This window comes from uncultured Arenimonas sp. (assembly GCF_963976025.1).
Taxonomy (GTDB): domain Bacteria; phylum Pseudomonadota; class Gammaproteobacteria; order Xanthomonadales; family Xanthomonadaceae; genus Arenimonas.
In genome coordinates, this window is the sequence record NZ_CAXBJS010000141.1 from 1 (window position 1) to 7,028 (window position 7,028).

Here is a 7,028-nt window from a genome sequence, read left to right on the forward strand (position 1 = left end):
ACTGCACGCTACCTCCTGGAATGAACGTCGGGGCCGGCAGGAGATCAAGAGCGCAGGAGCGCAACGCGCGCTCGCTTGTCAGAAACGAATGCGCTGACGCTTCGAGTTGCCGAGAAACCGCTTTCCCATCGGCCACCCCGTGGCATTGAGGAGGTGTCGCGCGTTCGCCCCGGCCGACCATCGGAGACATGGATGTCGACGATGAGCCTACAGGGACGTACTTGCGGCGTGTCGGACGGGGCGAATGCGCGGCGCCTCCACCCGCGGCAGCTGCGGCTGCAGCGCTTTACTTGGCCGAAGGCCAAGCGCAGAGGGACTGAAGTCCCTCCCACAAAGGCTTGTCAGGTACCGATGCGCCGCAACCAGAAGGTCAGCGGCTTCTCGGACGGTTCGTCTTCGCCGATCTCGCGCCAGGCCAGCCGCACCGTAAGTCCCGGCTGCCGGACGTAGCCGCGCTTTTCCCAGAAGGCTTCGTTGCCCCGGTGCCCCGGCGGGCGGCGCGGGTCGGTCGGGTCGCGATCCACCGCGCAGAACCCCGTCACGGTGAAGCGCCCCAGCGACGCCGCATGCGCCTCGCGCTCGTCGAAGAACCGGTGGCCCAGGCCCTGCCCGCGATACGCCGGCAGCAGCACGGATTCGCCGAAATAGAACACCTCGCCAACCGGACGCCCGGCGTCCAGGAAAGGCCTGCGGAATTCCGCGCTGTCGTCGGCCAGCGGCAGACCCGTCGAGGCACCAACCACCCTGTCGCCATCGAAGGCGAGCACCACCACGCTGTCGGCAGAGTCCGCGTAGGCCTGCAGGTACTCGCGTTCGTAGGCCGGGTCGCCTTCGTACAGATAGGGCCAGTCGCGGAACACCGCCACCCGCAGCCGCGCCACCTCGTCCAGCCAGGGACCGATGCCGGCGCCCGACAGGCGCCGGACCGTGATGCCCGGACTCACTGCCCGCCCTGCTCCGCTATCCAGGCGTCCACGCGCTGTTCAAGCAGGGCCAGCGGCAGGTCGCCGCCGGTCAGCACCAGGTCGTGGAAGGCCGCCAGGTCGAAACGGTCGCCGAGCTTCGTCCTTGCCCGTTCGCGCAGCTCCAGGATCTTCTGCATGCCGACCTTGTAGGCCAGCGCCTGGCCGGGCATCACCAGGTAGCGCTCGATTTCCGCGACCACGTCGGTCTGCGGCATGCCGGTTTTTTCGGTCATGTAGGCGATGGCCTGTTCACGGGTCCAGCGCTTGTCGTGCATGCCGGTGTCCACCACCAGGCGAACCGCGCGGAACATCTCCGCCTGCAGCCGGCCCAGGTTGTCCAGCGGCTGGTCCTGGAAGCCAAGTTCCCAGGCCAGGCGTTCGGTGTACAGCGCCCAGCCTTCGGAGAACGCGGTGAACGGCAGCACCTTGCGGAAGGTCGGCACGCCGGTCAGTTCCTGCTGGATCGTGGTCTGGAAATGATGGCCCGGAATGGCCTCGTGGTAGGCCAGCGTGCGCATGCCGAAACGCGCCACCTCGGCGGTGTTGCGCAGGTTGATGTAGAAGATGCCCGGCCGCGAACCATCGAAAGCCGGCGGGTTGTAATAGGCGCCCGGCGCCGTCTTTTCGCGGAAGGCCGGCACGCGTTCGACCTTCACTCCCTGCTTCGGGCGCACGTTGAATACGCCGTCCAGCCCGCCGTCGATTTCCTCGATGATGGTCGTGAAGTCGGCGATGATCGCCGCCCTCCCCTCGTCGGTGTCCGGGTACAGCTGGTCCGGGCGCGTCGCGATCTGCTGCACGCGCTCGCCGATGCTGCCTTCGACCAGGCCTTCGCCAACCAGGATCGCATCCATCTCGGCCTCGAGGCGCGCCACCTCGTCGAGCCCCAGCTGGTGGATCTGCGATGGCGTCATGTCGGTGCTGGTGTGCATGCGCGCCGACCAGGCGTAGAACGCCGCACCGTCGGGAAGCGCCCAGACGCCGTGGTTGCCGGTGGTCCTTGGTTGCAGGTCTTCGTAGTAGTCGATGAATACCTGATAGGCCGGGTACACCTGCCCGGCGATGGCCGCTTCAACCTCGACCAGCAGCGCCGCGCGATCGTCCGCGGACAGCGTGTCCCCGTCGAGTTTGTCCAGGCGCTCGGTGAACGAGGTGTACAGCACGTTGTCCGTGGCCGGTGCTCCGGTGAAGGCGCGCATCTCCGCCAGCACCTTCTCGACCACGAAGGTCGGCGGCAGGATGCCGGCCTGTTCGCGCTCGCGCAGGCCCGCCATCACCTGCTCCGCCATGGTCGGGAACTTGTTCAGGCGGGCGACGTAGTCGCGTGCATCGCCTTCGGACTGGATGCCGTGTTGGGTCGCCAGGAAGCTGGGCAGCTCGTTCTGCACGCCGAACAGCTGGTTGAGCGGGTAGTTGTGCTGGTAGAAACGTTCCCCTTCCTGCTGGATCGCCAGGAAGTACTCCAGGATGTCGTAGGACAGCTGGTTGCTTTCATCCAGGCCGGCGCGATCGTAATCCCGGAGCGTGGCCAGGTCGTCGCGCAGCTTGGCCTGCATTTCGCGGGCCTGTGCGGGCGAGCGGTCGCTCAGTTCGTCGCCATACCAGTTCAGCCAGGGCGGCAGCATGCGCAGGGAGGTCAGCAGCTCCGGATCGTCCAGCGCGTATTCGATGAAAACGCGCTCGTAGAACCAGCCGATCTTCAGGGGTTTGCCGTAGGCGGTGTGCAGGCCGAGGGCGGCGCCGGCAAGGATCAGGGCAAGCAGGGTCCAGGCAAGGAACTTGAGCAGGGTCTTCATGGGGCCTCCGTGGCTGTCCGAAACCTTAGCAGAGCCACGCCGCCCGGGCCGCCGGGCGCTACACTGGCGCCATGAACTACCGCCACGGATTCCATGCGGGCAACCACGCCGACGTGCTCAAGCACCTGGTCCTGGTCGCCCTGCTCGATGCGCTAAAGCGCAAGGACGCACCCTTCTTCGTGCTCGACACCCACGCCGGCCGGGGCCAGTACGACCTGGCCGCCAGCCAGGCCCAGCGCACCGGCGAAGCCGAGGCCGGCATCCGCCGCCTGTGGGCCACGCGGCCGTCCGAACCCCCTGCCCTGGCCGCCTACCTGGCAGCGGTGGCGGCCTGCTGGACGCCCGGCGCCGACACCTACCCCGGTTCGCCGCTGCTGGTGGCCCGCGCCCTGCGCGAACAGGACCGGCTGGCCGCCTGCGAACTGCAGCCCGAGGAAGCCGAGACCCTGAAGTCGCTGCTGCACGACGACCCGCGCTGCCACGTGCACCAGCGCGACGGTTACGCCGCCATCAAGGCCCTGCTGCCGCCGCGCGAGGGCAGCACCCGGTTTGCCCGGGCCCTGGTGCTGGTGGACCCGCCCTACGAATCGCAGGCCGAGGAATACCCGCTCATCACCGCCGCCCTGCGCGACGGGCTGGAACGGTTCCCGCAGGGCATCTTCGCCCTGTGGTACCCGATCAAGCAGCGCGCGCCGCTGCAGCCGCTGATGCGCAAGCTGGCCAACCTGCCGATGAAGTCGGCGCTGGCGATCGAGCTGCTGGTCCGCCCGGACGACTCCCCGCTGCGCTTGAACGGCAGCGGCATGGTGGTGATCAACCCGCCCTGGCAGTTCGAACGTGTCGTCGAACCGGCCCTGCGTCCCCTCGCCCAGGCCATGGGCGAAACCGGTGCCTCCTGGCGCCTCACCTGGCTCAAGCAGGAAAAACCCTGACCATGTCCACGCCCAAACAAGCGCGCTACGAGTCCCGCGGCCCGGTTCCACACGAGGTCATCCGCGCCGTGGAGTTCGAACTGCCGCCGCCGGCCGACGGCGAATGCCGGGTGGCGGTGCTGGCCGCGCCGGTCAACCCTTCCGACGTGCTTACCCTGACCGGTGAATACGGCCAGCTGCCGCCGCTGCCCGCGGTCGGCGGCAACGAAGGCGTGGGCCGCATCGAAGAAATCCACGGCGAGGCCCACGGCCTGGCCGAAGGCGACATCGTGCTGCTGCCCGTGGGCTGCGGCAGCTGGACCACCCACCTCAACCTGCCCACCAAGGCCCTGGTGAAGCTGCCGCACGACGTCGATCCGGTGCAGTTGTCCATGCTCACCGTCAACCCGCCCACCGCCGCCCTGATGCTTTCGGACTTCATCGAACTGCAGCCGGGCGACTGGGTTGTGCAGAACGCCGCCAACTCCGCCGTCGGCGGTTACCTGCTGCAGCTGGCGCGCCGGCGCGGCATCAATATCATCAACGTGGTGCGCCGCAGCTCGGCGATACAGGCCGTGCAGGACCTGGGTGGCGAACACGTGCTGGTGGACGCCGAAGACCTGCCCAAGCGCGTGCGCGACATCGTCGGCGAAGTACACGTGCGGCTGGGAATCGACTGCGTCGGCGGCGTGCACACCGAACACCTGGCGCGCTGCCTGGTGGCCGGTGGCACGGTGGTGAACTACGGCGCCATGGGCGGCGACCGCTGCATGATTTCGCCGCGTTACCTGGTCTTCAACGACATCCGCCTGCGCGGCTTCTGGCTGTCGAAGTGGTTCAAGTCGGCGCGCGCTGAAAAGAAGCAGGCGCTGTTCGCGGAACTCGCCGGCCTGGTGGCCGACGGCACCCTGCACGCGCGCATCCAGGCCAGCTACGGCATCGACCACGTGCGCGAGGCGGTGCAGGCGGCGGCGTCCGGCGCCCGCGACGGCAAGATCGTGATCGAGCCCAACGGCCCCTCGCGCGCCGCCATCTGAGGCCGGCGCCGCGCTGCGCTACTCGTAGCGCAGCGCTTCGATCGGATCCAGGCCGGCGGCTTTCGAGGCCGGCATGATGCCGAACACCACGCCCACCAGGGCCGAGAAGCCCGCCGCGGCCGCCACCACCCACAGCGGCACCTGGGCCGGCGGGAAGTTGGGGATCATCGACGACACCATTGTGCCGGCGCCGTATCCGAGCGCGATGCCGATGAGCCCGCCCAGCAGCGCCAGCAGGCCGGCTTCGAGCAGGAACTGCACCAGGATGTCCCGGCGCGTCGCGCCCAGCGCCTTGAGGATGCCGATTTCGCGGGTCCGCTCGGTCACCGACACCAGCATGATGTTCATGATGCCGATGCCGCCGACCAGCAGCGAGATGCTGACCACGCCGCCCACCACCGCCGTGGCTGTGCCGGTGATCTGCTCGAACTGCTTGACGAAGGAATCCGCCGCCTCGACCTTGAAGTCGTCGTCCTGGCCCGGCTTGATGCGGTGCGAGGCACGGATGGCGCGTTTGACGCGCTCGCGCAGGGGCTCGACGTCTTCGATGTCCTGCGCGGTGAACGACACGCTCATGCGCGGCTTCACCTCGTTGCCGGTCATGGCCCGGCCGACGTCGAAGGGGATGATGACCAGGTTGTCCTGGCTGAACCCGAGGAGCTCGCCGCGCTTCTCCAGCACGCCCACGACCTTGAACCATTCGGCGCCGATGCGGATGTATTCCCCGACCGGGTCTTCCGGCAGCTCCAGGTCCTCGATCGCCTTGGCACCGACCACGGCGACGCGGCGCCGGCTCTGGTCGTCGCTGTCGACGATGAACCGTCCCGCCTCCGGGTACAGGCCGCGCACCACGGTGAAGTCGGCGGTCGTGGCAATGACCTGCGGCATGGCCGTACGGCTGCGATAACCGATGCCCGTGCTGGGCACGGCCATCATCGGCACCACGTCGCCGACACCCGCGATGCGGTAGCGCAGCAGGTCGACGTCGTCGAAGCTCAGGCGGTTTTCCTTGCCCAGGCTGGCGTCGGCGAAGGAGGTATAGGCCTGCAGCGTGAGCGTATTGCTGCCCAGGTCGGCGAACTGGTCGGAGATCGAGCGCGAGAATCCCTGCACCAGCGACACCACGGCGATCACCGAGGCGGTGCCGATCAGGATGCCGAGCGTGGTGAGGAAACTGCGCATCCGGTGCGCCATCAGGCTGGTCAGCGCGGCGCGGAAGGCTTCGAGGAAGGCGTACATGTCAGGCCACCTGCGCGGGCGTGGGATTGATGGTGTCCTCGACGATCTTGCCGTCGGAAACGCGGATGGTGCGGCGGCAGTGCGCCGCGATGTCGGGCTCGTGGGTCACCACCACGACGGTCTGGCCGGCGCGGTGCAGTTCGTCGAACAGGGCCATGATCTCGGCCGAGGTCTTGGAATCGAGGTTGCCGGTGGGTTCGTCGGCCAGCAGGATCGACGGCCGGCCGACCAGGGCCCGGGCCACGGCCACGCGCTGGCGCTGGCCGCCGGAAAGCTGGTTGGGCCGGTGGCCCATGCGGCTGCCCAGGCCCACCTGTTCAAGCGCCCGGGTGGCCAGCACCTTGCGCTCCGAACGCGGCATGCCGCGGTACACCAGCGGCTGCATCACGTTCTCGAGCACGGTCATGCGCGGCAGCAGGTGGAAGGACTGGAACACGAAGCCGATTTCCTTGTTGCGCACCTGCGCCAGCTCGTTGTCGTTGAGCGTGGAAGTGTCGCGGCCGTTGAGCTCGTAGGTGCCTTCCGAGGGCGAATCCAGGCAGCCGATGAGGTTCATCAGCGTGGACTTGCCCGAACCCGAGGGGCCGATGAGCGCGACGTATTCATTCGACCCGACGAACAGGTCGACGCCGTTGAGCGCCAGCACCTCTTCCTCGCCCATCATGTAGCGCTTGACGATGCCGGTGAGGCGGATCATTCGGAAGCGTCCCCGTCCTCGTCTTCGCCGTCTTCCGCGTCGGCCTTGGCCTTGTCGTCGCGCAGCTCGGCGTCGATGGCGGCGCCCTCGCGCAGGATGCGCAGGGTCTTGGCCGGGCCGACGATGACCCGGTCGCCCAGGTCCAGGCCGGAAGCAACCGCTTCCCAGCGGTCGTCGGACAGGCCGGTTTCGATTTCGACCTTGCGGGCGCTGCCGTCGCGGTCCACCCAGACGAAACGCTTGACCTGCCCGTCCTCGGACTCCTCGGTGACCACGGCTTCCACCGGCACCGCCAGGGTCTTGCCGCCGTCGCCCAGGAAGATGTCGGCGCGCGCGCTCATGCCCGAACGCAGGCCAAGATCCTCGGGCACGTCCAGCAGCAC

6 protein-coding genes and 1 pseudogene are annotated in these 7,028 nt (G+C 68.2%); 2 read left to right on the top strand and 5 right to left on the bottom strand.

The features are described from left to right. Window positions 1-341 precede the first annotated feature (341 nt). Both AACZ35_RS10785 and AACZ35_RS10790 read right to left on the bottom strand, forming a co-directional pair. Window positions 342-944: a GNAT family N-acetyltransferase gene (locus AACZ35_RS10785; protein WP_339829079.1), complete on the bottom strand. Its 603-nt coding sequence runs from the start codon at window positions 942-944 to the stop codon at window positions 342-344. After that, complete coding sequence (locus tag AACZ35_RS10790) at window positions 941-2,761, bottom strand: DUF885 domain-containing protein (RefSeq protein ID WP_339829082.1); 1,821 nt, start codon at window positions 2,759-2,761, stop codon at window positions 941-943. Before AACZ35_RS10790 ends, AACZ35_RS10785 begins: the two co-directional genes overlap by 4 nt. A gap of 71 nt (window positions 2,762-2,832) precedes the next feature. Between AACZ35_RS10790 and rlmJ the strand changes: the two genes are divergently transcribed. After that, a complete protein-coding gene (gene rlmJ, locus AACZ35_RS10795) occupies window positions 2,833-3,693 on the top strand; it encodes a 23S rRNA (adenine(2030)-N(6))-methyltransferase RlmJ (RefSeq protein WP_339829085.1) in 861 nt (286 codons plus the stop codon). 2 nt (window positions 3,694-3,695) lie between these two features. Then, complete coding sequence (locus tag AACZ35_RS10800) at window positions 3,696-4,709, top strand: zinc-dependent alcohol dehydrogenase family protein (RefSeq protein ID WP_339829087.1); 1,014 nt, start codon at window positions 3,696-3,698, stop codon at window positions 4,707-4,709. Between the two features lie 18 nt (window positions 4,710-4,727). On the opposite strand, the gene AACZ35_RS10805 is transcribed toward AACZ35_RS10800, so the two are convergent. The 3 genes and pseudogenes from AACZ35_RS10805 to AACZ35_RS10815 form a co-directional block, all read right to left on the bottom strand. Then, window positions 4,728-5,948: an ABC transporter permease gene (locus AACZ35_RS10805; RefSeq protein ID WP_339829089.1), complete on the bottom strand. Its 1,221-nt coding sequence runs from the start codon at window positions 5,946-5,948 to the stop codon at window positions 4,728-4,730. Window position 5,949: 1 nt separating this feature from the next. Then, entirely contained in the window at window positions 5,950-6,645 is a 696-nt protein-coding gene (locus tag AACZ35_RS10810) for an ABC transporter ATP-binding protein (RefSeq protein ID WP_339829091.1), read from the bottom strand. Continuing rightward, window positions 6,642-7,028, bottom strand: a pseudogene (locus tag AACZ35_RS10815) (hypothetical protein); the annotation flags it as partial. The gene AACZ35_RS10810 and the pseudogene AACZ35_RS10815, both read right to left, overlap by 4 nt.